Genomic DNA, 23044 nt, shown 5'->3' with positions numbered 1-23044 from the left:
TACATGTAAAGCATAAATCTTGCTTCTATTTCACTTTACATGTAAAGTAACGATATCAGGAGGTAAGAACATGAAAAAAATCCCCTATGAATTAATTGTTTGGTTACGACTTTCTAGACTGACTCATCAAGTTAACTGTCTATCAAATGATTTTTTACGTCAATTTGATTTAACCATTACTCAGTTTGAAATTATGGTTCAAGTTGCTACTTATCAGCCGATTACACAGATTGATTTAGCAAATAAACTTACGGTTACACAAGGTGGAATTTCTCGTCTTTTGAGTCGGATGGTGGAGGATGAGCTGATTCTTAAGAAAAAAGAAGGAAAAAATAACTATATTCAGCTTTCTCCAAAAGGACAAAAAAAATTAGATGAAGCTTACAACAAACAAGTGGACTACCAAGTAGATATGTTTAAAGACCTATCTAAAGAAGAACAAAAAACATTGTTTCGTCTATTAACAAAAGTGACAAAAACCATTCAGGAAGATGAATAAACTGACTATACGAATTTAGGAGGCTATAACGATGAAAAATTATCGAATTGATAGAAAAAAAGGAATGGAATTTGGTCTTTATTCTCTCGGAGATCACATGACAAACCCTGAAACAGGAAAGCAAATAAGCGCTCAACAACGAATCAATGAAATTATTGAAGCAAGCGTGCTTGCTGAACAAGCTGGTATCGATGTATTTGGGTTAGGTGAAAGTCATCAAAAATATTTTGCAGGACAAGCCCACAGTGTGATTCTAGGAGCTATCGCTCAAGCAACGAGTAAAATTAAACTAGCAAGTACAGCTACTGTGCTAAGTGTTGCTGATCCAGTCCGTGTATATGAGGATTTTTCTACGATTGATTTAATTTCAGATGGACGGGCAGAAATTGTTGCTGGACGTGGGTCACGTACAGGCGCATATGATTTATTTGGCGTTGATTTACAAGATTATGAAGAAATTTTTGAGGAAAAGCTTGCCTTACTTAAATTACTCAATGAAAATGAACGGATTACTTGGGAAGGTGAATTTCGGGCACCACTACATAATGCAGAAATATTACCACAACCTAAAGAAGGAAATCTACCCATTTGGCGTGCAGTAGGCGGTCCTCCAGCAAGTGCTATTAAAGCCGGGTATATGGGAATTCCAATGATGTTGACTACTTTAGGCGGTCCTGCCGTAAACTTTGCCGCTTCCGTCGACGCTTACTATGAAGCAGCTGATCGTGCCGGTCATAATCCTGCTGAGTTACCTCTTGCAACAACAAGCTTATTTTATGTAGCAGATAGCACACAAGAAGCTTTGAGAGGGATGTATTCGCATTTAGACTACGGATTTAAGATGATTCGCGGCAGTGGGTATCCTCGTCAGCAATTCGCGCAAGCACCTCATCCTCACGATGCTTTAATGGTGGGGGACAAAAATCAGATTATTGAAAAACTTCTTTATCAACATGAACTGTTTGGGATGCAGCGTTTTATGGCTCAGATTGATTTCGGCGGTGTTCCCTTTGACAAACTAATGAAAAATATTGAAATCATTGGAAATGATATTCTTCCTACAATTAAAAAATATACAGCTGAGAAAGAAGGAACAAACTAACATGCGCATTGTCTTTATTTCAGGCTCTATTATCGGGTCAAAAACACGAATTGCTACTGAAAAAGCCTATGAAATGATGAAAGAACGCTATCCAAATGAGCAAGTAAGCTTTTATGATTTGGCAGATTTTCAACTTCCATTTAGTGATGGGCGAAATTATTTTGATTACGAGGAACCAATCAGCGCTTTTTTATCAGATGTAATGGAAGCTGATGCCTTAGTTCTTGGAACGCCAACCTTTCAAGCTTCTATTCCTGCAACCTTGAAAAATATATTTGATATGCTGCCGGTAAATGCGTTTCGAGATAAAATTGTTGGTATCTTAGTAACTGCTGGCTCTCCTAAGCACTATATGATGGTGGAGCAACAGCTAAAACCTATCCTATCTTACATGAAAGCAATCATTGTTCCTAAATATGTTTTCATTGAAGAAAAAGATTTCTTACGAAAAGAGATTGTAAACGATGACGTTTTATTTCGGTTGGAACGTTTAGTGGAGGATGTGAAAAACACCACTGAAGTTTATAACCAGCTTCAAGAAAAATTGAACGAGCAGTACGGCTTCTAAAAATATATAAAAAGAACCCACATGATTCTTCCAGCTTTTGAGGGATTGGCAGACTATAAACAGATGTCTAACAGTCCCTTATAGCAGGTAGTTCTGTGGGCTTGTTTATTTAATTTCTTCTTAGAAAAATTGATTTAATCCTATAAATCCTTATTCTTCTGAAAAATATTTGTCAACGATTAAGCCGGTTTTCTTATCATAGTTTACAGTAATATAGGCATAATCATAGTTGTAATCATCATTCTCATTTAACGTTGTATCCCAAGTAGCCTCTATTTCATCTCCGTAATTATAAGTTGAAAGAGGTTCCCCAACTAATTTAATCAACTCTTCATATTTTGTCCCATTTTTATACGTATAGTCATCTGTTTTCAAATCATACTCGGACTCTGCGATTTGAATACGATCATAGATATCTTCTGTCCATTTCCCTATGTCAGAAATTTCAATGTCACTATATTCATATTCATTGTCGTCGTAATACTCATCATAATAATTATCTGAATATCGACTATTAAATTCATCTTCAAATTGATAAGCTAAGCGAGTGACAAATAAAGATGTAAAGCCAATAATTGTTGGAATTATCATGATTGCGAAAACAAATACTACTATAGTCCAGATAAATTTAGCAATTCCCGCAATATTCCATGTCTTTTGAACCTGCTTAAATTCTTCTACTGAACGATAATTACCGCTCTGCCATGCCCACTCGTTTCCTTTAGCTCCACAAACAAATATCCAAACCAGATTAAATACAGGAATTAAACAAAGAAGTGGCAAATACGTTTTATTTCCTATTCCCCAGATAATATTAAATGTAAATGCTCCCCAGTTCCATCCTTTAATTTCGTACGGGATTTCTCCAGCACCATATGTTTGTGTATAACCGCCGTCATATCCTGGATGATTCATTTCCTCAGCAGTTGGCTGAACCCTAGGCTCTTGCCACTGAAACTCTTTAGGCTCAGAATGAAATTCGATTCCTGCGTTGTTTGCTGAAAATTCTTCATTGCCTATGTGACTATTTAGCAGCTCATCGACAACATCTGTTGTTACATCAGAATCTTTTTCTACTGTTTCCTCTATCGTTGTGTTTTCTGTCTCCACTTGATTGGTTTGAGGTTCAGATGGCTCATTTGTTGAGGTCTCCTCATTTTTCCACTGATTAATTTTTGATTCTACGCTGTCGTCACTGACCTCTTTAATGGATTCTTCATTTGTGTGTACTGTCTGTGTTTCTTCATTCGATCTGCCTGACGTATGTTCAAATTCATTTTTTTCATTTTCATCTGACTCTGTATATTTATCTGCCATATTATTCTCCTTTATAATAGTATCAACAAACAAAACACTTTCCCTAAGTATACATTATGTTATACTAATAACACATCTATTTTATTATACGAAAGGAGTTTTTTATGAAACTGGGTTTTTACAAAAGTATTACTATATTAAATAGTCTTCAAGTATTTCTCTACCTGCTAGCATTTATTAGCTGGGCACAAAATTCTGTTGGTGACACACCATTTTTGGCTATTTATGAATGGAATCTTTTTAGCATTTTATTCTGGTCTGTTGTTTCTGTCATTGGCATTACTGGTCTAGTCTTTAGCATTTATACATTACTTGCCATTAAACCAAAAAAGAATACTGGTATTATCTTATCTATTGTTGGTTACGCAGGTTCGCTATTTTTCCTTTTCTTTTTAATCGTTCCTACAACTATACTCGTTTTAGGTGCAGTATTTACTTACTTGCTGAACATTAAAGAAACAACTGAAATAGACTAAAAGATACGGGCGCTGGCACGACTGTCTATCATGTATAGATAGTTGTTAGCCTTGCTCAGTGTCTTTTTTTAATAGTTTGCCGCTGCTAGTGCAATAATTAAGATAATGAACAGAATATAAAGTGCGATAAGTGCAATTGCAATAATAAAAACAACTAAGCCTGCGCGATTCCATGTCGCTTGTGCTTTTTTAAATGTTTCAAGATCTTGAAACATCCCGCTCTTCCATGCCCATTCATTTCCTTTAGCCCCACAAACAAATATCCAAACAATATTAAACACCGGAATTAAACACAATAATGGCAAATACGTTTTATTTCCTATTCCCCAAAAAACACTAAAGATAAATGCACCCCAGTTCCATTTTCTTACTTCCTGCGGCAGTTCATACATTTCATTCATTTCTTACTCCCCCTTCTGTAGACTCACTAATCATAGCAAACAACGACGTGTTTGTAAAAATCAAAAAGCTACATAATAGATGATTTTATTCGAGTGTTTGTCTCGACCTTCACCTATTTTCAACTCTTTATAATAAGAAAAGCTAAGTATATGCAGCTTTTCTTAAAATGCTGACCTATGCTTAGCTTTTCTCTTAGTACCAATTATGTTCCACTATTTTAAATCAAACTCAAATTTTTTCCCTTTTAATAAATCTTTTGCACTTGAATCAGATAACGCTAACTGTGCTTTATATGTTTTATCTTTCCATAACTTGTCATATTGCTCTTTATCCATCGCAAATACTTGGATTAGCTCTTTTGTTTCACCTGTTTTCACAACATCCGTTGATTTATAGTCTAAAAGCATGCCTTGTCCGATAACAATGAGTGAACCATCATCTACACGAAGAGTAGAATTTGCTGTTGTAAAGGCAACTTCCTTGTCTGATTCATTTTTAATATCATATTTTAATGTAAGTAAGACTACACCATTAAAATCTGTAAATCGTGGTGCTTCTTCTTCATTTGGTTCAAATTCAGTAAATTGGTAGCCCTTTAAGGTTGTAGTAATTTTCCCAATCGTTTGAGAATCATCTATCCCCTCTTTTTCTTCAATCATTGTTTTTGTTCCCATATTTTTTATTGTTGCCTTGTCTTGATAGAATTTGGCATTCTCTTTTACTGTTTCTGCGCCACTTTTACTTACTGATAATTGAACACTTTCTGCTTTTCCAATCGCATCAGCTGTTTTTACTGAATCTGCTTTATTATAGGCAGCAGGAACCTCATAAGAGACTAATCCTAATTCCAAAATACTGGATAATTCTTCAGGATCTAATGCCATCGGTAAATATCCTGTCACCGACTCTCCTTTTTTAATCAAGTTTTTATTTGCTGTCAAATCACTACCAATGTTTGCGTAATTTTCTGGCAACACCTTTCGCGTATTACTAAAAGCAGATGTAGCTCCTGTAAACGTCATGTCAAACATTGGCGAATACCAAATATCCTGATTTTCTTTATTTGTTACAGTAATTTTTGCTAAGAATATCCCACCATCATCTGTTTGGCGGCCGAATGGAATTGAGAAGTCTTGATGGAAATCCTTGACTTCGATAATTGAATACTCTTCGATATCAATCTCAACGTTTCCTTGTTTTACCTTCGTTGGCTGTGTAGAAGTAAAGAGGATGTCTGCCTCCTCTGCTTCCATTTCATCTTTTATATCTTCCGTAATTTTTTTTAATTCACCTGATGCGTTTACAGAAGTCTGTTCTTCAGTTGATTGACTGGTTGACTCTTCTACTGTCGAAGTAGACGTATCAGATTTACTTTCGCTTGTACTTGTTTCTGTGCTCGCTTGCGTACTTACTTCTGTACTTGCAGCAGGTTTTTCTTTCTTTTCCCCACATGCAGCAAGTGTTAAAGCTGTTAAAATCCCCATTGTTACAAGTGCTTTTTTCTTCATCATTGTTCATCCCCTAAAATATATTTACATCTACAAAAACCTAGCTTAAGTAGTTGTTTCATGAATTAAAATGCCCCAATAAGTTTCCCTTTTTTCTCCATCACGGCGTCCCAGTCTTCTTGACTAAGCTTTTCAAAATTCCCGCCATATATATGGGTAAGCTGAGAATCTTGATTCAACGTGATAATATAGGTTGGCTTGTCTTCTGCAGCATTGATAACTATTGCAAACGTCCCATCTTTCATCTCTGATTCATGCCATGACCCTGAATTAAAGTTTGCAAATTCATCCTCCGCATGTGCTAATAAGAGTTCCTGCATTTCTTTTGTCGCATATTCTTTATTTTCATTAATCATATTTTTGCGTTCTTCTTTATCTGTTTCAATCAGATAGTAAATGACAAAATACCGAAGAGTCATAGTTGGACGTACACGAATAAATAGTTCGAGTTCTTTTATCTCTTCTTTTGTCTTTTCTTTCCAGCCCGGACCAAAAACAGCGACTATTTTATCGTTTTCATTTTTCTCAAGAATAAACTGTACCTCTTCATTAACTGATACTAACTGGTAAATCCGCTGCCGATTCTCTCTTTCATCAGAATAAATATCCTCTAGTCTAGCTGATTCGTAAACTGGCTCGTCTGCTAAATGCTTTTTGAACATCGCTTGGGCTTCCTCTGCCACATGCTCTTCAATAAAAGCTTCACGCTTTTCTCGATCATTTAAAACTAAAAAATAGTAGGCAAATTTATTCGGTTCATAAACTCTTTCTTCCTCACTGCTTTCAGTTGTTTCACGAATAGGCGCTGTCAAAAGCTCTTCCTCTGATTCTGATGATTCTTCATAGGAAGATTCTTGTGTCTTGCTGCTTGCAGTTTCCTTGGTTCTTTTTGCTTTTTTCGTCGGTTCTTCAACAACCTTAGTGTAGGTCATTTTCTCCTTGCTTTTTGAACCATCAGAGATTTCCAACACACTGTTCTCTTTTTTTAAAGAAAATGTCAGGTCAGTGTCTTCAGAATCTACCTCCGTACGACTTAACATGCGGTTAATGGCTTTGGAATCATCCACTGTAAGTAAAAGTTTATCCCCATCAATATGTAAATATTTTTTTATCTGTTCATCCGTCAAATAGGGCTTGATTGAATTATCAACAAACATTCGCATCAGTTCACTTTCTGACATGTATTCTAACTGATCCTTAGATAATCGGTACTCTATCTCGTAGGCATCAACCTTATCTGCTTGAACAATCAACTTATTTTCTGATAAAGTCGTATGTTTATAAATAAGTGATGTACGAAAATAGCCCATATTTTCTTCATCAGACAGTATATTCATTGTCACTTCATTTTCACTGGATATTTCTATAGTTTCCTTTACAAATGGTTGTTTTTTGGCTTCCCATACCCCAATAAAATGATTTTCTGTACTCTTTTTGTAGTAATAAAATCCTGCCGACCCGCCAGCAATAAATAGCAACAGTAAAAAAATAATCAATCCTTTTTTCTTCATAACTCCCCCAAAAAATTCTTATTTGATATGTAGTTTTTCTTCCCCAATAGATAACGTATTCGTTGTACTATAAGCAGTTAAAACAACTGTGTTCGATTTTTCTTTTAAATCATAGCTGGCAACTGCCTGAATGGTTTTTCCCTCTTTAACTTTTGCCTGACTTTTTTCTTGAAGTTTAGAATAACCAGAGTCATAAGGCGGAAATCCTGTATATAAATCCTCTACCGTATCTGGCAAGTCTTGAGTGACCCCAAAGGAGCCTGAAAAACATCTCTCTGGAATGAGCAATTCGTCACTCGTATTTGTAAATGAATAGGTAATCACCACAATTTGCTTCTCCTTATCATATGAAGGAATCACTTTAGCCGATTCGATTTCAATTGTAAATTTATCTGTCGTTAGCACCCCATCTTCAAAGGTTTCTGTTTCCTCATCATCGACGTCATCCTCTAGCGATTCGATTTTCTCCTCTGACTGTTCTTTTGTCGTATCCATTCCTATTTTTATCTTTTTGTCTAAGTCCATACAACCACTCAGCCCCAGAGTAAATAAAAATAGAACAGAGACGATTCCCCATTTCTTCATCTTTTTCCCCCTTAAAAAAACAATAATTATACTATAACGTAAAAATAACCACAGGGATATAATTATTTGTTTATTTTGAAGATTTCCAAGATATTTTTAAATATTTCACAAGAAATAAGCAAAAAGAGTCCCCCCTCTTACTACATCTGCTTAAGGGGTGGACTTTATCACTCTTACTATAATTGAAAACAGAAAAGGTTGGTTGTGATTGCTGGTGTTCTCAAGAATACAGCAGCTACCCGAAACTGAGCGTCTCTGTTCGGATTTTTACAGATGTCTAGCCATCATTTTCTGGTACTCCCAATCTGATTTAATAACCTGTTAATACGAATAAAATGATTACTAAAATAACGTTTTAGCATCTCAACATCGCTATTATTTGTATATCACTTCTCTTGCCGAAAGACTAAGTAAATCAATACTGCCAGCATTCACTTACTATTTATAAAACTGCGAATCTAACAATTACTCGATGAACTTTCCTTCATTCACGTTCTACAATTGCGCCGTTAATTCTAGTAAAGTAACCGCGTTTGTATCTAGCGTTAGATAAAAGGTGAACTGCTCGTGAATCACTGCATCAAATACTTTTATCTTTGGTTGCGTAACCGTCCTTACATACTCTTGTGTTTCATAGTCGAGCATTTTTGCTTCCTGAAACTCATTGTAGGTATAAAACAACGCCCCACTATTTCGGTTGAGCTCTAGCTGCTTAATTTGGTAGTTTCCTGAAATTAATTGCTGAATTGTGACATCTAATCGTAAAGCCTGACTCTCCAAGAATGCCTGCTCAGAAGATAGATGGGGATCAAAATAATTAGAATTCCATACTAGAAGCTGGTAGTTTTTCCCAGATTGCGTCAACAAATAGGAATCCCCTTGTGCAATAATCGTTCCTTTCATGCGCTGTGCAAATGAAAGACAGAAAAAAGACGGTCGACGGCTGCTGTAGAAATGAAATAACTCCAGTCCTTCGTTTTTTGTTGATGAATGCGTCTTATTTTTTTCAAATTGTTCCACGTTTATCCAAAAACCTAAACCATCCACTAGCTCTTCTATCAACAATATATCTTGTAAGATTAATGCCCCACGGAAAAAAAGACCATTCATATTAATCGTCGTTCCCGTGAGCGTATTCCACTCAGATAAATAAATGGGTACCTGGATATGGGCTTCTTTCATTAATGAATGGATAAACAGTGCCTTTTGCTGCACATACTGATGATAGGTCATTAAATTAGTTAATGATTCATCTTCTGTTTGAAAAACAAAGTTTGGTTCTACTGTGTAGGTCAAAAAGTCAAACTGGTTTTGAAGCGTGTGAGTCAGTTCAGTAAATGCCTGAATGGCCATCACCTCGTCATAGGGATCAGAAAGAGTCAATTCTACTCCTACTGCAACAGAGGAAGAAATTTGCTTCACCTTCTCTTTCAGCTCTTGATAAAAAGAATAAGATTGATGAATAGCGGTCGGTGAGAATTGAACGTCAATAGACCAGCGAGCCAACTCTTGCTCACCAAACTGATTTCGAATATGAGCAAAAAAAGTTTCGTATACCATTGATTCACGTTCTTTTTGGTAACTAGTTAAAGATAAATGGAACATAACCTGTAAATTTTCTTCCTCAATAAACGCCAATGCGGTGTCTAACTTAGAGAATAAAGGATAAGAGTTCATTTGTGCCTGTTTTGCAACAAAATACATAGACTCCATTTTCTCAAACATCTCATAAAAACTAACATGCGTAATCATTCGCTGTTTTTTCAGCTGCCGGATTTCTTGTTGAACTTTTCGATCATTTAAAGCACCTAAACTTCCTATATGAATCATGATTGCCGGATTTTCTTTTTGCTTTACCTCAGAAGCTGGTTCAATGAATAGTCGTTTGCTTCGCACGGATAAATTAGGAGATACGTACTCCTCATGAGTCGTTTGAATAAAGGTGTATAAAATGACCACGATTTCTTTTCGATTCACTTTTTTTATAGACATAACAGAATGATGTTCGTGTCTTTTTAATTGCTCCTTTATGCGCTCTTTTCGGTAATCAGTTGGTGACATAGAAAATATCCGTTTAAACTGTTCACGATAAATTTTCCCACTATTAAAACCATTCTCCTGTGCAATTTGTTCTACACTCTTTTTTGAGTAAAGCAAATCTGGTAAACTGTGTCGAATTTGTAGTTTTTTGATAAATTCTGAAAAATATTCACCAGTTTCTTTTTTAAAATACTTGGATAAGGTGGACTCTGACATATAAAACACGTCTGCTACTTCTTTTAAGGTCAAGCCTGAATAATAATGTGCTTCTATATATTCCAGCAATTGTTTTAATTTTTGATTTTCTATTCCAATAGAGGCTTGTCTGGGACCTTTTTGAAAATATTGAATAAAATACAGCAGTAGCTGCGTCATTCCCACAGTATGTTGAATTCTTTTTTCATCTGTTTGACTAAATTCATTTAAACAGACTTCGGCTATTTTTTTCCGTAAAGTACCAATCTCCTCCTTTTTCCCCTTCTCACTCAATCCGGGATGACACTCAAACAACGTCGTATAAAACTTCGGAAATTGTGAGGCGAAAAAAAGACTATCAAATGTTAGTAAAACAAGGGTACTAGAAGAATAGACAGTGGTTTGCATAGTCAAAAAACTATTCATATTTAATAAATAGATGTCGCCCACTTCCAATGAATAGTTTTCCCCTTTTTCTTCCACCAAAACAGTTCCTTTTAAAACCATAAGCACTGTGACTTCTTCAGCAAATAGTTGTTCTTTTCCTCTAAGTTTTTTGTAAGAAATCTTACCAATATCTTCTTTTTCCATTTTCCCCCTCCTCTTTCATTCATTTTACCATGTTTAGGAAAATAATGTTCGTAAATCAGAACGTTATTTTCTTTATCTTTAAACAAAAAAAGAAATAACCATACTTATGAAAATTATCGTATTGTTACTTCTTTAAATGAGCATAGAATACGAGAAGAAGAGGAGGAATATTTTATGAATACTTTACAAGAAAAGCTATTTGCCAAATTGAATGAAAAGGAAGACAGAATGATTCAACTTCGTCGATATTTCCACGAAAACCCAGAACTATCCTTTCATGAAACAAAGACAGCTGCTTATATTGAAAATTTTTACGAAGGAAAAGACTGTATAGTAAAAACCAATATTGGCGGAGGTAACGGAATCACTGTTGACATCGTCAGTGGAAAACCAGGCCCTACTTTAGCTATACGTGCAGATTTTGATGCGCTCCCTATTCAAGAAGACACAGGTCTTCCATTTGCATCAAAAACACCCGGTGTCATGCATGCATGCGGACACGATGGACACACTGCCTATATGATGATTTTGGCAGAATCATTAATTGAATTGAAAGACGAGTTAACGGGTACTATTCGAATCCTTCACCAACCAGCAGAAGAAGTGCCACCAGGTGGAGCAAAAACAATGATTGAAGGTGGCTGTTTAGACGGCGTTGACCACGTATTGGGTATTCACGTGATGAGCACGATGGAATTAGGAGAAGTGCTCTATCATAAAGGCCCCGTTCAAACAGGACGCGCTACTTTCAAAGCTGTCCTACACGGAAAAGGCGGACATGGCTCTACACCGCAAGATGCGAATGATGCAATTGTCGCCGCTTCACAATTTGTCTCTTCTGTACAAACTATCGTTAGTCGCCGTATCAACCCATTTGATACTGCAACGGTCACCATTGGTTCTTTTGACGGAAAAGGTTCAGCAAATGTTATTAAAGAAACAGTCACTTTAGAAGGTGATGTTCGTATTATGAAAGAAGAACTACGTCCGCTTGTTGAAAAAGAATTCCGTCAGTTGCTAAATGGTATCTGTGAAGCATTTGGAATTACTTATGAGCTAGACTACCAAAATGATTATCCGGTTCTTCTTAATGACGAGCAAACAACTGAGATGGTAAGAAAAGCTGTCAGCCAAGCGAATATCCCTGAAGTAACAGGTGTCGTTGATTCTGGCGCACAAACCCCATCTGAAGATTTTGCCTACTACGCATTAGAACGTCCAAGCTGTTTCTTTTATGTTGGCGCACACAAAAAAGGAACACCTATTTATCCACACCACAATCCAAAATTCACTATTGATGAGGATTGTCTATTAATTTCTGCAAAAGCTATGGCGAGTGCAGTTTTATACTATTTGACTGAAGGAGTTTAATGATGAAAGCATCTGTAGTTGAAACACCCACTTATAAAGGAACAAACAAATTACTCATAGGAATTGTACTAAGTGTATTGACTTACTGGCTATTTGCTCAATCACTATTGAATATCGCACCTGATGTACAGCAAGATTTAGGTATTTCTTCTGGGATTCTCAACATCGGGATCTCCATGACTGGTTTATTTTCTGGAATTTTCATTGTTGTTGCGGGAGGTCTTGCTGACAAATTAGGAAGAATGAAACTCACCTATATTGGTTTAGCACTCAGCGTTGTTGGCTCTGCCTTGTTAGTCTTCGCTAACGGTCCTGCTCCATTCATTACAGGAAGAATTCTTCAAGGATTATCTGCTGCTTGTATCATGCCTGCAACAATGGCATTAGTAAAAACATACTATGATGGAAAAGATCGTCAACGTGCATTAAGTTTTTGGTCTATCGGCTCTTGGGGCGGATCAGGATTTTGTTCATTTTTTGGTGGTGCTATTGCAAGTTCTTTAGGCTGGCGCTATGTCTTTATTTTTTCAATTATCGTCTCTTTAGTAAGTGCTGTCTTAATTTTTGGAACGCCTGAAAGTAAAGTTACGCAAGATAGTAAAGGAAAATTTGATACACTTGGTCTTATTTTATTCGTTATTTCAATGGTTGCATTAAATATTGTTGTCTCTAAAGGTTCTGAACTTGGTTGGTTTAGTCCCATCATTCTTGGTCTATTAGTCATTGTTATTTTAGGGATTAGCCTGTTTTATCGTATTGAAAAAAATGGAGAAAATAGTTTTGTTGATTTTTCTTTATTTGAAAATCGAGGATATCTTGGAGCGACTATTTCCAACTTTTTATTAAATGCCATTGCTGGAACATTGATTGTTATTAACTCTTATGTACAACAAGGTCGAGGATTAAGTGCTGCAACAACCGGAATGCTTTCCATTGGATATCTAGTGCTCGTTTTAATTACAATTCGAGTGGGAGAAAAGATGCTACAAAAAATTGGGGCTAGAAAACCGATGATTTTAGGTGCACTTCTTTCTGGTATTGGGGTACTCTTTATGTCCTTAACCATGGTTAGCGGTCTTGCCTACTTTGTTCTTGTCTTTATTGGCTACAGCTTTTTCGGAATGGGCCTAGGGATGTATGCAACACCGTCAACAGATACAGCCATTTCCAGTGTTCCTAATGAAAAAGCAGGGGTTGCCTCTGGTATCTACAAAATGGCAAGCTCTCTTGGTGGTGCTTTAGGTGTAGCAATATCTGCTGCTGTCTATAACGGCGTTAGCGCTTCTGGCAACTATACTTTAGGCGCAAACTTAGGATTGATGACAAATATTTTATTTAGTCTTTTTGCAATCCTATCTATTTCATTTGTCATTCCAAAAGAAAAAAAATAATTATCGAGAGGAGTTTTTCTAATGAATAATCAAGAAGCATTAGATTTATTAAAAGAAGTCATTCAAATTAAAAGTGTACTGAAGGATGAAAAACTAGTAGCAAATTTACTTCAAAATCGACTAGAAGCTCATGGTATCGCTTGTGAACAAGTAGAATATAGCGATGGACGCAATCAGCTCGTAGCTACATTAACAGGAGAAGAAGAGGGGCCAGTCCTTGGCTTTTCAGGCCACATGGATGTGGTTCCTGTGGGAGAAATTCCTTGGGAGGATGATCCTTTTTCTGCCATTGAAAAAGATGGGAAGTTATACGGACGCGGTACCTGCGATATGAAATCAGGTCTTGTAGCAGCAGTTGTTGCTATGATTCGTTTAAAAGAAGAAAACGTCCCACTAAAAGGAAGTGTAAAATTATTAGCAACTGTCGGTGAAGAAACCAGTGCAATCGGTTCAGGTCAGTTGGTGGATCTAGGCTATGCTGATGATTTAGATGCGTTACTCATTGGTGAACCCACCAATGTTGAAATTGGCGTTGCACATAAAGGTGCGCTTTGGCCAAGAATTACTACGTTTGGAAAAACAGCCCATGGTTCTATGCCAAACGAAGGAGTTAACGCTATCGAACACATGATGTTGGTACTGAATGCGTTTGGTGAAACATTCGACTTTTCTTCCTCTATTGATGATTTAGTTGGAGCTTCCACATCAAGTATCGATGTCATTAAAGGTGGAAACGGAACAAATGTAGTTCCTGATAAATGTACGGTTGAAATTGATATCCGAACAATCAAAGCACAAAATCATGAAACATTAAAAGCTAGTATACAAGAGATGCTAGACACTCTAACAAAAAATGTACCAGATTTCCACGCTGAACTTAGCTTTATTAACGACTTACCCTCTATGCGAACAGAAGAAAATGATCCTTTTACGTTGCTTGCAAAAACAGTTGTGGCACAAGTAACAGAAAAACCGGCTTCTACATTTGGAATGACCGGCTACACTGATGGCTCTCAATTTGGTCGCGCAAAAAAAGACTTTCCTATCTTGATTTTAGGACCAGGAGAAACTAAATACGCACACCAGCCAAACGAGTTCGTTTTAATAGAAGATTTTTATAAAATGATTGAGATTAATCAAAAGATTGCAGAGAATTTCTTATAAGATGAATGATTTTCTCTAACATAAAAAAAATACAAAGACTCAAATAAAAAGTATCCCTGAATCGTTGTTCGTCCTTAGCCTAAGTGACTAGACACGATTTGGGGATTTTTTCGTCTAAGACCTTTGACTCATTCATTTATGCAAAGAAGATGATAAACTATGGACAAAAGAAACTAAAGGGATGGATTTTCTAATGAAAATATTTTTACTTGGTATGAATCTCTTTATTGGATTGGGTGCACTTTCCGGGGGCGTTCTTGCAGTATCAACAAGTGCCCACGCTTCATTTGGTATCGACTCTTCCCTGCTCATCCATTCTCCCTTCACAACGTTTCTGATTCCCGGTCTCTTTTTGCTGTTTGTTCTTGGTTTTGGCAATCTCTTTTTAGCTTTTTACGGAGTAAAATCAGCATCATTTCCCTACACTAGCTGTCTCATGGGCATGATCCTGATTGCTTGGATTATTATTCAATGCCTATTCTTAGCCTCTATAGCCTTTTTACATGTTCTTTTCTTTGCCCTTGGTTTCATTCAATTCATTGGTGGTTGGCGACTTGCAAAAAAAGAAGCTGTCTATTTCCCTTTTTCTGCAAAGAAAAATTAATAAAAATATGGAAAACAATCAAGGAACTTGTCCTTATATTTGTTTTCCATCTCTACTATTACTTATTCACTTTCTTTAATCTCAAAGACAAATGAGTTAATATCTCCTCTATATTTTGAAATAGAGTACTCTACAGGCAGCTTGTCGTGAGAAAATCCTCTTGTGTGGAAATAAAACAGGGGCGCACCAACCTCTACATCGAGTAAATCACTTGCAGTATCATCTGCTTGAATAACATCTAATCGACGAGAAACGGTTTTTACTGGATATCCCTTTTGTTCAAATGTCTTATAGAGCAGCTGTGTCGAGAAATCAACCGTTGAGAAATCTTCAAAAAGACTCGCCGGTATATAGGTGGTAACTAAAACAGTTGGCTTTTCTCCAGCATAACGGAGTCGTATCAGCTTGTATATTTCCTCTCCCTCTGCTAGTTCAAGATTTTCTGATACCTCTTCATTTGCTGTATCTTTTCTAAATGCAATAACTTTCGTTTTAGCAACGAGCCCTTTTCGATTCATTTCTGAATCGAAGTTTTCAATGACCTTGGTAAACTCTTGCTGAATCTTTGGTCGTTTTACAATAGTTCCCCGTTTTTTCCGTTTTTCAAGGTATCCAGCATCTACCAGTGTTTGAACCGCCTGTCTCACTGTAGGTCGACTCACATCGTATTCCTCAGCTAACTCAAGTTCTGTAGGGATTAAATCGTTCTCTACATATACGCCTGATTTAATTTTCTTTAATAAATCTTCTTCTATTTTCTTATATAAAGGTAAATTCATAAACTACCTCCTCGCTCATGTATCTTCATTATACAATAAAATGATTAAAATTTATCACGCCAATACGTTTTTGGTGTTGCAATCATACATTCTGCTGAATGCTCCACCGTAATCTGTTCATCTGGTAAAACTAAAACGCTTTGACCTTTCATAAGCATTTTGTGATTGATACACGTATTTCCTCTTAGTAGCGTAAGAACCTGAACAATTGATTCTTCATTCGTATACGTTCCATGAATAACCGTGCGTTTCACTTTAAATTCTCGTACATCTAAAGTTTGTTCCAGTGCAAACGGACTTTTTGAAATTGTTTGTTGATAATCCACCGTTTCCAGTGCTTTTTTTGTGTGTAACTCTCTTTTTTCTCCCGTAACATCTAATCGATCATAATCATAGAAGCGATAGGTAATATCGGTTGATTGCTGAATTTCATAAACAAGCGATCCTTTTGTCAACGCATGAATCGTTCCTGAAGGAATATAAGCCATATCATTTGCTGCAATCGTTTCTCTAGCTAAAATTTGTTGGTATCGTCCATCGGCTACTGCCTGTCTAAAAACAACTTCTGATTCAGCCGTCTGACCTGCAATTATCGACCCGCTTTTGGGTTCTGAAAGAAAGAACCATGCTTCACTTTTTCCATAAAGTTTATTTTCTACTTCTCTTGCATAGGTATCAGTGGGATGTACTTGGATACTCAAATCTTCATCAGCCGCTGTCATGGAAATAATTAACGGAAACTCTTCTCCTTTTACTAAACCAAATTTCTCAGGTTTTTGAAGAACAACCTTCCTCAATGTCTCTTTTCCTAACGCTATGGGACTATCAATCTCAGCAATTCCTGATGCAGTGTAAACGGAACCTATTTTCCCATCCATTTGCTCGGTAGAATAACTTTGAAGTCGGCTGGTTCCCCAAACACGAGGCTTGGGAATTGATTTTAGAATGTACATGTTCTCCCTCTTTTCTTAAAACACGCCCAAAACAACACCAATCGCAGAAATAACAGTCAAAACTAAAATAACTTTTGTTGCAGTCATTTGTTTGGACGTTAATAAGTACCATGCAATTAAGACCATCGCTAAAGGTAATACTTTAGGGAAGATGCCATCAAGCACATCTTGGAGCGCTTGAACCTCTTCACCCATTGGAATTTTCAGTTTAGTGATCAACGCAATATTTGAGGCTGCTAGTCCACCTACAACCATTACACCTAGAATATTAAAGGCATCCGTTATTCGTTTCGCATTCTCACCAATAATTACATCAATAGCATTGACACCTAGCTTGTACCCATTCATAAAGGCTAGATATGAAATCAGGACACCAATTACACCATAAGAAAGAATATAAAATACAGGTCCCAGTGCATTTCCACCAGCAGCTAGCCCCATACCAATGGATAATAAAATCGGTACGATAATTCCTTGTATAATTGAGTCACCAATCCCAGCTAACGGTCCCATCAGTGTAGTCTTGATATTCACCGGCATTTCTTCTGGCACATCTCCGCCAATTGCGATTTCTTCTTCTAAGGAAGCCACAATTCCATTAATTAATTGACCTGTCTGAGGTTCCGTATTATAAAACATCGAGTGCCTTAGCAACAGTCGTTTCTTTTTTTCAGGATCATTTTTATAATATTTTTCGACAAAAGGTAAATAAGAATAGGCCCATGCATGTGCTTGGAGTTTTTCATAACTCATAGAAGATAGATGAGTAAATCCCCAGCGCTTCCATATTTGTCGTAATTCTTTTTTCGATAAACGATTGGTTGTATTCTCCATGTAGTTTCTTCCTTTCTAGAATAAATCGTCGTCTTCAAAGACTGTGTTCTCTGATGTTTGAGTAGCTGCTTCACTTACTGCTGCTTTACCTGTTGCTAAGTAAACAATGTAAGCAACAAGGGCTGCGATAAATACTAACGCAATCATATTTAGACCAGCAAAAGCCATCAAAACAAATCCGGCAAAAAAGAAAATCAAATGCGCTTTCTCTTTAACAACAATGCTCATCAACATAGCAATTCCTAAAGCAGGCAACACACCACCTAGCACAGAAATAATGTCTGTAACCACTTGAGGGACATTGGATAATAGCCAATCCACAAGCCCTTTTCCCAAAAAGATAGCTAAAAATACTGGAACTGCCCGTAATAAAAATGTCGTAATTTGCGGATAGACCACATGGTTTAATGTAATACCTCTATTGTCATTATTTTCTGCTGCCGTCTGTGCTCTTGTATTCCAAAATGAATAAGCGGCCATTCGTGAATTATAAAAAATTAGTCCAAATGTTTGTCCTATTAAAATTGATAAAGTTACTGCAACCGCTGGATCTTTTGTCGTAGCTAATGCAAGTCCAATTCCGCCATAAGCAGCATAGGTAATTTCACTATTCGTCGCTCCACCTGTTGTTAAGTTCGCGATAAATACCGCTTGAACAGCAAGTCCGCATAAGACACCTGATTGAACGTCGCCAAATGCTAGTCCTACTAAAAGTCCTGCGACAAGGGGACGTCCAACAATATAAAATCCACCAGTCATTCCAAACAACCACGGCGTTTCAATTGCACCTAAATAACAAAATATCCCTGTCAGTAATGCAGGTAATAACAATCCTGTATCCATTCCTCTTCCTCCAACTCTTTCTTTTATTTACATAGAATCATATTTTGCTTTTAACGATTTCCAAGTTTTACTTTCATCATCAGGTAAAAGCTGAAAACCAATCTCTATTCCTTGTTGTTCCATGTATTCAAATGCTTCATAATCTTTTTCATCAATTGCTACCGTTCTACCCAATACTTTTGCTCCAGCTCTCGTATTCATAGGACCGACGTTTAATTTTTTCCCAAAATCGATTCCTAGACGAACCATTTCAGCAAATGTTTGTGGAGAGTTGCTAATTAAAAAGAAATCTTTTTTGGATTCTTTTCCCTTTGATACACTTTCTTTTGACTGCTCTACGGTATAAACCCCTAATTTTAAATTTCCTGCTGCGGCTTTCAATACTTTTTTTCTTAATTCATCCTTAGCAATGTCATCTCCAACCACTAATATCCCTTGAACTGGTCTAGCTTTTGTCCATCGTGTAGTCGTTTGTCCGTGAATCACTCTATCATCAATTCTTGCTAGTGTAATTGTCATTTTCTCTCTTCTCCTTTAAAATTCAATTGCGTCTTCTTCTTCAAACGATTCAATAATTCCTTCAATTGATGCTTGCCCTGCATGTATACCAACAGTAAATAATTCTTCAAAATCAGCATCATCCGACAGCATCACACCCATTTCAATAAGCATTGGCAAATTCATTCCCGTAATCAATCGAATCTTCTCTGGATTTGCTAAATATTCACGGTATGCTTCATTAAAAGGGGTCCCTCCTTTGATATCACATAGAATAAAAATAGTTTCCTCTCTATGTTCATTCAAATAGCTCTTCAACCGTAGAGAAAATTCTCCAATCCCTTCATCAGTCAAACTAATTGCTGAAATGTCCTCATTCTTACCTGCAATCATCTCAAAACTACTTAGTAATCCTGAAGCAAATGAACCATGAGAAATAAGTAAGAGTTTCATCATACATCCTCCTTTATGTAATTACATTAAATCTTTCTATACCCAAATAGTAACCCCTTTCAACCTATATGTCAATAACTTATTTCGTTAATTTTTCTATTGACAGAAGATAAACTTCGATTTATGATTATTATGTAATTACATATTAGGAGGGTACACTTGATGAACTATACAATTGATGAATTAGCACGTTTTATTGATCACACAAACCTGAAAGCAGACGCAACAAACGAAGATATCTCAAAACTTTGCTTAGAAGCAAAAGAGTATCATTTTAAAATGGTAGCGATTAATCAGGTTCAATCCGCACTTTGTTCACAACTACTTAAAGGAACAGATGTAAATATAGGAGCGGCAATAAGTTTCCCGTTAGGACAAACATCTAAAGAAGCTAAGTTATTTGAAACAAGAAATGCTATTGAAATTGGCGCAACTGAAATTGACTACGTGGTTAATCTCACTGAGGTAAAAGCAAAGAACTGGACCTATATCAAAGAAGAAATGCAGGAAATTGTTACTCTTTGCAGACAAAAGGAAGTGATTTCAAAAGTGATTTTTGAAAATGCTTATTTGACAGCTGAAGAGAAAATAAAATTATCAGAAATTGCAAAAGAAGTTGAACCTGACTTCATTAAGACCTCAACTGGTTTCGCACCAACTGGCGCAACATTTGAAGACGTTCAACTAATGAAAAAACACGTTGGAGACAAAGTAAAAGTCAAGGCAGCTGGAGGAATTCGAGATGCTGAAACATTTAAGCAAATGATTGCTTGTGGTGCTGAACGAATCGGGACAAGCGCTGGCATAAAAATTATTAACCAATTAAAAGAAGAACTATCTAAAAATAATGCTTCAACCATTTCAATTAAAGAAAACTAAAAAAAAAGCGCAAAATGAGGGTGGGCTATAACTTAGACAGTTACTAGCCTACCCTCATAAAATTTTAATAAACGTTAGGAGCTGAACACTTCTGTCCTAACCCCAAACGCTTAATAAACGTTGGAAACAGAAGTACCTCCTCCAACCTCTTCTTTATTCTCCATATATCTCTTTTGCTAGATTAAACGCTGACCATGCTTTTGGCCACCCTGTATAAAAGGCTAGATGCGTAATTAGCTCAACCATTTCTTCTTTTGTTACGCCGTTTTCCCTGGCGATATTCATATGAGCTTCAAGCTGTGGTGCACCTTGTGTCATTAAGCTAGAACAAGTAATTAAACTTCTATTATGAGCCGATAGCTGTTCTTCTCTAGACCAAACTTCTCCAAACAGAATATCATCATTCAATTCAGCAAATTTTGGTGCAAACGCACCTAACTGTTCTCTTCCTGCGGTTTGCTTTTTCATCTTTTGTTCCCTCCATTTTCATCTAACTTACTTATCTTTATAACTGATTATATAATTCATCCGAAACGGGCTCTAACCATTCTGGTCGTCCAGCTGTAATTGCAAGATGCTCAAACCAGCTATCTTTTGCTGCACCATGCCAATGCTTCACCCCATCGTGAGTAATGACTACATCGCCTGCCTTCAATCTTCTTGCGGGCTTTCCTTCTTCTTGATACCAGCCTTCGCCACCTGTAACTAACAATAATTGAAAGCCCTCATGGTGGATATGCCAATTATTCCTACAGCCTGGCTCAAAAGTGACATTCCCTACACCTACATTAATTTCTGGATCTGCAATTAATGTATTGAGATAACTTTGACCAATAAAATATTGAGCGTATGCCTCATTTTTTTCTCCTACCGGAAAAATTATCCCCTCTTTCACTTCTTCGTTAGTCATAAATAATTCCTCCTTATTTCTCAGGGTCTGTTACTGATTCCAATAATAATGTGTTAACCAATGAGTAATAGCTAGCTCCGACTTTTCTATTCTTGAACCACGAATTGGTAATCCTTCCTTCACAATAGACGCTGGACAAAGCCTCTGCAATTCTTTCATACTATTTCCCATGCCACTTCCTTCATGCGTACAAAAAGGATGGATGACGGTACCTGTACCTAATTCTCTCGTTAGGACACTTGCGATTACTCTAGGAAAACTTCCACACCAGTTGGGAAATCCTAAAAAAAGATGCTTATCGATTCTTAGTTCTGTTGGGAAGGCTTGGTATTCTGGAAAAGATTGTTTGTCACGCTCCATCTTCGCTTGGATGACCGCCTCATCATAGGAAAGCGGGAAATCAACTATAGGCTTTATCTCGTAAGCAGGTACTTGTAATTTTTGTGCAATTTTTTCACCCACTTGTGCAGTATTCCCTTTTAAAAGAAACTGCTTTTCTCCATGAATCAGATTTTCTCCAATCCTCGAAAAATAAATAACTGTCGCCAATTCATCCCTCCTCTTAAAAAAAGCCGTATGATTTACTCATAAGTAAATCGTACAGCTCGTTTATTTATTCGTCTAATGCCTAGTCAACTCTTTAGCTATGCTTCAAAAGCATGTCGAAATCGTCGAATCAGTTCCGTGATGACAGGGGTATGCATTCGATTTTTTTTCCATACAAGTAGGCAGGTTGTTGTTAATTCCGGATATAGCGGAACAAATGTCGTCCTTGTGCTATCTCTATTTGTCGTCGCTCCTTCAATCGTCAAAGCTGAGCCAACTCTATTTTCAACAAGTGAAAAAACATTGAAAATTAGATTGTACGTACCAATAATATTCATGTTTTCCCACGGCTCACCCATCCATTTAGAGAGCATTAGCTGAATCTCTTTTCTAGAAGAACTTAATAACGGGATTCCTTTTAAATCTCCTGGTTCGATACGCGTTTTTTGCGCCAAGAATGAATCAGGAGAAACCAACAATCCCCAGCGCTCTTCTCTAGGCAACTTGATCGTTTCATATTCCTTCATTTCTACTGGCTCTAGTAAGAGTGCTAAATCTAACAACCCTTTATCCAATTTTGCTACAATTTCTTCACTTGTAGCGGAGACGATGTTAAAGCTGACTTGCGGATAATCACTAACAAGTTCTTCTAACATCATGGCTAAGGTATCAGAGTTATCCGCTTCTACACATCCAATGGAAAAATGACCATTTAGCAGCCGATCTCTTTTTTCTTGAAAGGAACGCTCTGTATTTTCACTCAATACTAATATTTCTTCCGCTCGCTCCTTCAAAAACAAACCATCTTCTGTCAACGTCAGCTGTTGAGCATCACGATTAAATAAAGTCGTGCCTAATTCATCTTCCAATCCCTTTATTTGTCTGCTTAAGGTAGGTTGCGTGATATGCAAAATTTTTGCTGCCTTTGAAATATTTTTTTCCACTGCTACAGTCCAAAAATAGCGTAATACGCGTAGCTCCATAGGCTTCTCCTCCTCTCTTCTTTAGTTTACAATGAATACAAG

24 protein-coding genes and 1 pseudogene are annotated in these 23044 nt (G+C 36.8%); 9 read left to right on the top strand and 16 right to left on the bottom strand.

Going from position 1 to position 23044, the window contains the following annotated elements; translation table 11 throughout:
- Positions 1 to 70: 70 nt before the first annotated feature.
- From I589_RS02675 to I589_RS02665, 3 genes are read left to right on the top strand one after another with little or no spacing between them, the layout of a single operon-like run.
- Positions 71 to 499 (top strand): MarR family winged helix-turn-helix transcriptional regulator, encoded by a 429-nt coding sequence (locus I589_RS02675; protein ID WP_010769673.1) that lies wholly within the window; start codon positions 71 to 73, stop codon positions 497 to 499.
- 31 nt (positions 500 to 530) lie between these two features.
- Complete coding sequence (locus I589_RS02670) at positions 531 to 1601, top strand: LLM class flavin-dependent oxidoreductase (RefSeq protein WP_010769674.1); 1071 nt, start codon at positions 531 to 533, stop codon at positions 1599 to 1601.
- Between the two features lies 1 nt (position 1602).
- On the top strand, positions 1603 to 2169 hold the full coding sequence (locus I589_RS02665) for an NADPH-dependent FMN reductase (protein ID WP_010769675.1): 567 nt from the start codon (positions 1603 to 1605) through the stop codon (positions 2167 to 2169).
- 570 nt (positions 2170 to 2739) lie between these two features.
- On the opposite strand, the pseudogene I589_RS02660 reads toward I589_RS02665, so the two are convergent.
- A pseudogene (locus I589_RS02660) lies at positions 2740 to 3084 on the bottom strand (ribonuclease G); the annotation flags it as partial.
- Between the two features lie 506 nt (positions 3085 to 3590).
- On the opposite strand from I589_RS02660, the gene I589_RS02655 reads away from it, so the two are divergent.
- Positions 3591 to 3962: a hypothetical protein gene (locus I589_RS02655; protein ID WP_010769677.1), complete on the top strand. Its 372-nt coding sequence runs from the start codon at positions 3591 to 3593 to the stop codon at positions 3960 to 3962.
- A gap of 68 nt (positions 3963 to 4030) precedes the next feature.
- On the opposite strand, the gene I589_RS02650 is transcribed toward I589_RS02655, so the two are convergent.
- From I589_RS02650 to I589_RS02630, 5 genes are all read right to left on the bottom strand, one after another.
- Positions 4031 to 4363, bottom strand: a complete 333-nt coding sequence (locus tag I589_RS02650) for a hypothetical protein (protein ID WP_010769678.1) — start codon at positions 4361 to 4363, stop codon at positions 4031 to 4033.
- 213 nt (positions 4364 to 4576) lie between these two features.
- Positions 4577 to 5875, bottom strand: a complete 1299-nt coding sequence (locus I589_RS02645) for a DUF5068 domain-containing protein (protein ID WP_010769679.1) — start codon at positions 5873 to 5875, stop codon at positions 4577 to 4579.
- 62 nt (positions 5876 to 5937) lie between these two features.
- The gene (locus tag I589_RS02640) at positions 5938 to 7383 is read right to left on the bottom strand and encodes a hypothetical protein (protein WP_010769680.1); all 1446 of its coding nucleotides are present in this window, start codon (positions 7381 to 7383) and stop codon (positions 5938 to 5940) included.
- 18 nt (positions 7384 to 7401) lie between these two features.
- Positions 7402 to 7968: a DUF5067 domain-containing protein gene (locus I589_RS02635; protein ID WP_010769681.1), complete on the bottom strand. Its 567-nt coding sequence runs from the start codon at positions 7966 to 7968 to the stop codon at positions 7402 to 7404.
- A gap of 495 nt (positions 7969 to 8463) precedes the next feature.
- A complete protein-coding gene (locus I589_RS02630; RefSeq protein ID WP_010769682.1) occupies positions 8464 to 10794 on the bottom strand; it encodes a helix-turn-helix domain-containing protein in 2331 nt (776 codons plus the stop codon).
- Between the two features lie 174 nt (positions 10795 to 10968).
- Between I589_RS02630 and I589_RS02625 the strand changes: the two genes are divergently transcribed.
- The 4 genes from I589_RS02625 (at position 10969) to I589_RS02610 (ending at position 15324) form a co-directional block, all read left to right on the top strand.
- Positions 10969 to 12165: a M20 family metallopeptidase gene (locus tag I589_RS02625; protein WP_010769683.1), complete on the top strand. Its 1197-nt coding sequence runs from the start codon at positions 10969 to 10971 to the stop codon at positions 12163 to 12165.
- 2 nt (positions 12166 to 12167) lie between these two features.
- Positions 12168 to 13556 carry an MFS transporter gene (locus I589_RS02620; RefSeq protein WP_010769684.1) on the top strand — a complete coding sequence of 463 codons (1389 nt, stop codon included), beginning with the start codon at positions 12168 to 12170 and terminating at the stop codon, positions 13554 to 13556.
- A 21-nt stretch (positions 13557 to 13577) separates the two neighbouring features.
- Positions 13578 to 14720: an ArgE/DapE family deacylase gene (locus I589_RS02615; protein ID WP_010769685.1), complete on the top strand. Its 1143-nt coding sequence runs from the start codon at positions 13578 to 13580 to the stop codon at positions 14718 to 14720.
- Positions 14721 to 14913: 193 nt separating this feature from the next.
- Positions 14914 to 15324 (top strand): hypothetical protein, encoded by a 411-nt coding sequence (locus I589_RS02610; protein WP_010769686.1) that lies wholly within the window; start codon positions 14914 to 14916, stop codon positions 15322 to 15324.
- A 62-nt stretch (positions 15325 to 15386) separates the two neighbouring features.
- On the opposite strand, the gene I589_RS02605 is transcribed toward I589_RS02610, so the two are convergent.
- The 6 genes from I589_RS02605 to I589_RS02580 are packed head-to-tail and all read right to left on the bottom strand — an operon-like array spanning position 15387 to position 19684.
- Positions 15387 to 16103, bottom strand: coding sequence for a GntR family transcriptional regulator (locus I589_RS02605; protein WP_010769687.1), 717 nt, complete (start codon positions 16101 to 16103; stop codon positions 15387 to 15389).
- A gap of 44 nt (positions 16104 to 16147) precedes the next feature.
- Positions 16148 to 17056 (bottom strand): class I mannose-6-phosphate isomerase, encoded by a 909-nt coding sequence (locus I589_RS02600; RefSeq protein WP_010769688.1) that lies wholly within the window; start codon positions 17054 to 17056, stop codon positions 16148 to 16150.
- A gap of 15 nt (positions 17057 to 17071) precedes the next feature.
- Complete coding sequence (locus I589_RS02595) at positions 17072 to 17890, bottom strand: PTS system mannose/fructose/sorbose family transporter subunit IID (RefSeq protein ID WP_010769689.1); 819 nt, start codon at positions 17888 to 17890, stop codon at positions 17072 to 17074.
- A gap of 15 nt (positions 17891 to 17905) precedes the next feature.
- Positions 17906 to 18733 carry a PTS mannose/fructose/sorbose/N-acetylgalactosamine transporter subunit IIC gene (locus tag I589_RS02590; RefSeq protein WP_010769690.1) on the bottom strand — a complete coding sequence of 276 codons (828 nt, stop codon included), beginning with the start codon at positions 18731 to 18733 and terminating at the stop codon, positions 17906 to 17908.
- Between the two features lie 27 nt (positions 18734 to 18760).
- Positions 18761 to 19252 (bottom strand): PTS sugar transporter subunit IIB, encoded by a 492-nt coding sequence (locus I589_RS02585; RefSeq protein ID WP_010769691.1) that lies wholly within the window; start codon positions 19250 to 19252, stop codon positions 18761 to 18763.
- A gap of 15 nt (positions 19253 to 19267) precedes the next feature.
- A complete protein-coding gene (locus tag I589_RS02580) occupies positions 19268 to 19684 on the bottom strand; it encodes a PTS sugar transporter subunit IIA (protein ID WP_010769692.1) in 417 nt (138 codons plus the stop codon).
- 162 nt (positions 19685 to 19846) lie between these two features.
- Between I589_RS02580 and deoC the strand changes: the two genes are divergently transcribed.
- Entirely contained in the window at positions 19847 to 20563 is a 717-nt protein-coding gene (gene deoC / locus I589_RS02575) for a deoxyribose-phosphate aldolase (RefSeq protein ID WP_010769693.1), read from the top strand.
- Between the two features lie 153 nt (positions 20564 to 20716).
- On the opposite strand, the gene I589_RS02570 is transcribed toward deoC, so the two are convergent.
- From I589_RS02570 to I589_RS02555, 4 genes are all read right to left on the bottom strand, one after another.
- Positions 20717 to 21031 (bottom strand): carboxymuconolactone decarboxylase family protein, encoded by a 315-nt coding sequence (locus I589_RS02570; protein WP_010769694.1) that lies wholly within the window; start codon positions 21029 to 21031, stop codon positions 20717 to 20719.
- A gap of 37 nt (positions 21032 to 21068) precedes the next feature.
- Positions 21069 to 21473: a cupin domain-containing protein gene (locus I589_RS02565; protein WP_010769695.1), complete on the bottom strand. Its 405-nt coding sequence runs from the start codon at positions 21471 to 21473 to the stop codon at positions 21069 to 21071.
- A 30-nt stretch (positions 21474 to 21503) separates the two neighbouring features.
- Entirely contained in the window at positions 21504 to 22022 is a 519-nt protein-coding gene (locus I589_RS02560; protein WP_010769696.1) for a flavodoxin, read from the bottom strand.
- Between the two features lie 95 nt (positions 22023 to 22117).
- Positions 22118 to 23002: a LysR family transcriptional regulator gene (locus I589_RS02555; protein WP_010769697.1), complete on the bottom strand. Its 885-nt coding sequence runs from the start codon at positions 23000 to 23002 to the stop codon at positions 22118 to 22120.
- Between the last annotated feature and the right edge of the window lie 42 nt (positions 23003 to 23044).

Source organism: Enterococcus phoeniculicola ATCC BAA-412 (assembly GCF_000407505.1).
GTDB classification, from domain to species: domain Bacteria; phylum Bacillota; class Bacilli; order Lactobacillales; family Enterococcaceae; genus Enterococcus_K; species Enterococcus_K phoeniculicola.
This window is presented reverse-complemented; position numbering and strand designations above follow the sequence as displayed.

Coding starts and splice junctions, on each gene's coding strand:
- I589_RS02675 (WP_010769673.1), top strand. CDS start 71: ATGAAAAAAATCCCCTATGAATTAATTGTTTGGTTACGACTTTCTAGA.
- I589_RS02670 (WP_010769674.1), top strand. CDS start 531: ATGAAAAATTATCGAATTGATAGAAAAAAAGGAATGGAATTTGGTCTT.
- I589_RS02665 (WP_010769675.1), top strand. CDS start 1,603: ATGCGCATTGTCTTTATTTCAGGCTCTATTATCGGGTCAAAAACACGA.
- I589_RS02655 (WP_010769677.1), top strand. CDS start 3,591: ATGAAACTGGGTTTTTACAAAAGTATTACTATATTAAATAGTCTTCAA.
- I589_RS02650 (WP_010769678.1), bottom strand. CDS start 4,363: ATGAATGAAATGTATGAACTGCCGCAGGAAGTAAGAAAATGGAACTGG.
- I589_RS02645 (WP_010769679.1), bottom strand. CDS start 5,875: ATGATGAAGAAAAAAGCACTTGTAACAATGGGGATTTTAACAGCTTTA.
- I589_RS02640 (WP_010769680.1), bottom strand. CDS start 7,383: ATGAAGAAAAAAGGATTGATTATTTTTTTACTGTTGCTATTTATTGCT.
- I589_RS02635 (WP_010769681.1), bottom strand. CDS start 7,968: ATGAAGAAATGGGGAATCGTCTCTGTTCTATTTTTATTTACTCTGGGG.
- I589_RS02630 (WP_010769682.1), bottom strand. CDS start 10,794: ATGGAAAAAGAAGATATTGGTAAGATTTCTTACAAAAAACTTAGAGGA.
- I589_RS02625 (WP_010769683.1), top strand. CDS start 10,969: ATGAATACTTTACAAGAAAAGCTATTTGCCAAATTGAATGAAAAGGAA.
- I589_RS02620 (WP_010769684.1), top strand. CDS start 12,168: ATGAAAGCATCTGTAGTTGAAACACCCACTTATAAAGGAACAAACAAA.
- I589_RS02615 (WP_010769685.1), top strand. CDS start 13,578: ATGAATAATCAAGAAGCATTAGATTTATTAAAAGAAGTCATTCAAATT.
- I589_RS02610 (WP_010769686.1), top strand. CDS start 14,914: ATGAAAATATTTTTACTTGGTATGAATCTCTTTATTGGATTGGGTGCA.
- I589_RS02605 (WP_010769687.1), bottom strand. CDS start 16,103: ATGAATTTACCTTTATATAAGAAAATAGAAGAAGATTTATTAAAGAAA.
- I589_RS02600 (WP_010769688.1), bottom strand. CDS start 17,056: ATGTACATTCTAAAATCAATTCCCAAGCCTCGTGTTTGGGGAACCAGC.
- I589_RS02595 (WP_010769689.1), bottom strand. CDS start 17,890: ATGGAGAATACAACCAATCGTTTATCGAAAAAAGAATTACGACAAATA.
- I589_RS02590 (WP_010769690.1), bottom strand. CDS start 18,733: ATGGATACAGGATTGTTATTACCTGCATTACTGACAGGGATATTTTGT.
- I589_RS02585 (WP_010769691.1), bottom strand. CDS start 19,252: ATGACAATTACACTAGCAAGAATTGATGATAGAGTGATTCACGGACAA.
- I589_RS02580 (WP_010769692.1), bottom strand. CDS start 19,684: ATGAAACTCTTACTTATTTCTCATGGTTCATTTGCTTCAGGATTACTA.
- deoC (WP_010769693.1), top strand. CDS start 19,847: ATGAACTATACAATTGATGAATTAGCACGTTTTATTGATCACACAAAC.
- I589_RS02570 (WP_010769694.1), bottom strand. CDS start 21,031: ATGAAAAAGCAAACCGCAGGAAGAGAACAGTTAGGTGCGTTTGCACCA.
- I589_RS02565 (WP_010769695.1), bottom strand. CDS start 21,473: ATGACTAACGAAGAAGTGAAAGAGGGGATAATTTTTCCGGTAGGAGAA.
- I589_RS02555 (WP_010769697.1), bottom strand. CDS start 23,002: ATGGAGCTACGCGTATTACGCTATTTTTGGACTGTAGCAGTGGAAAAA.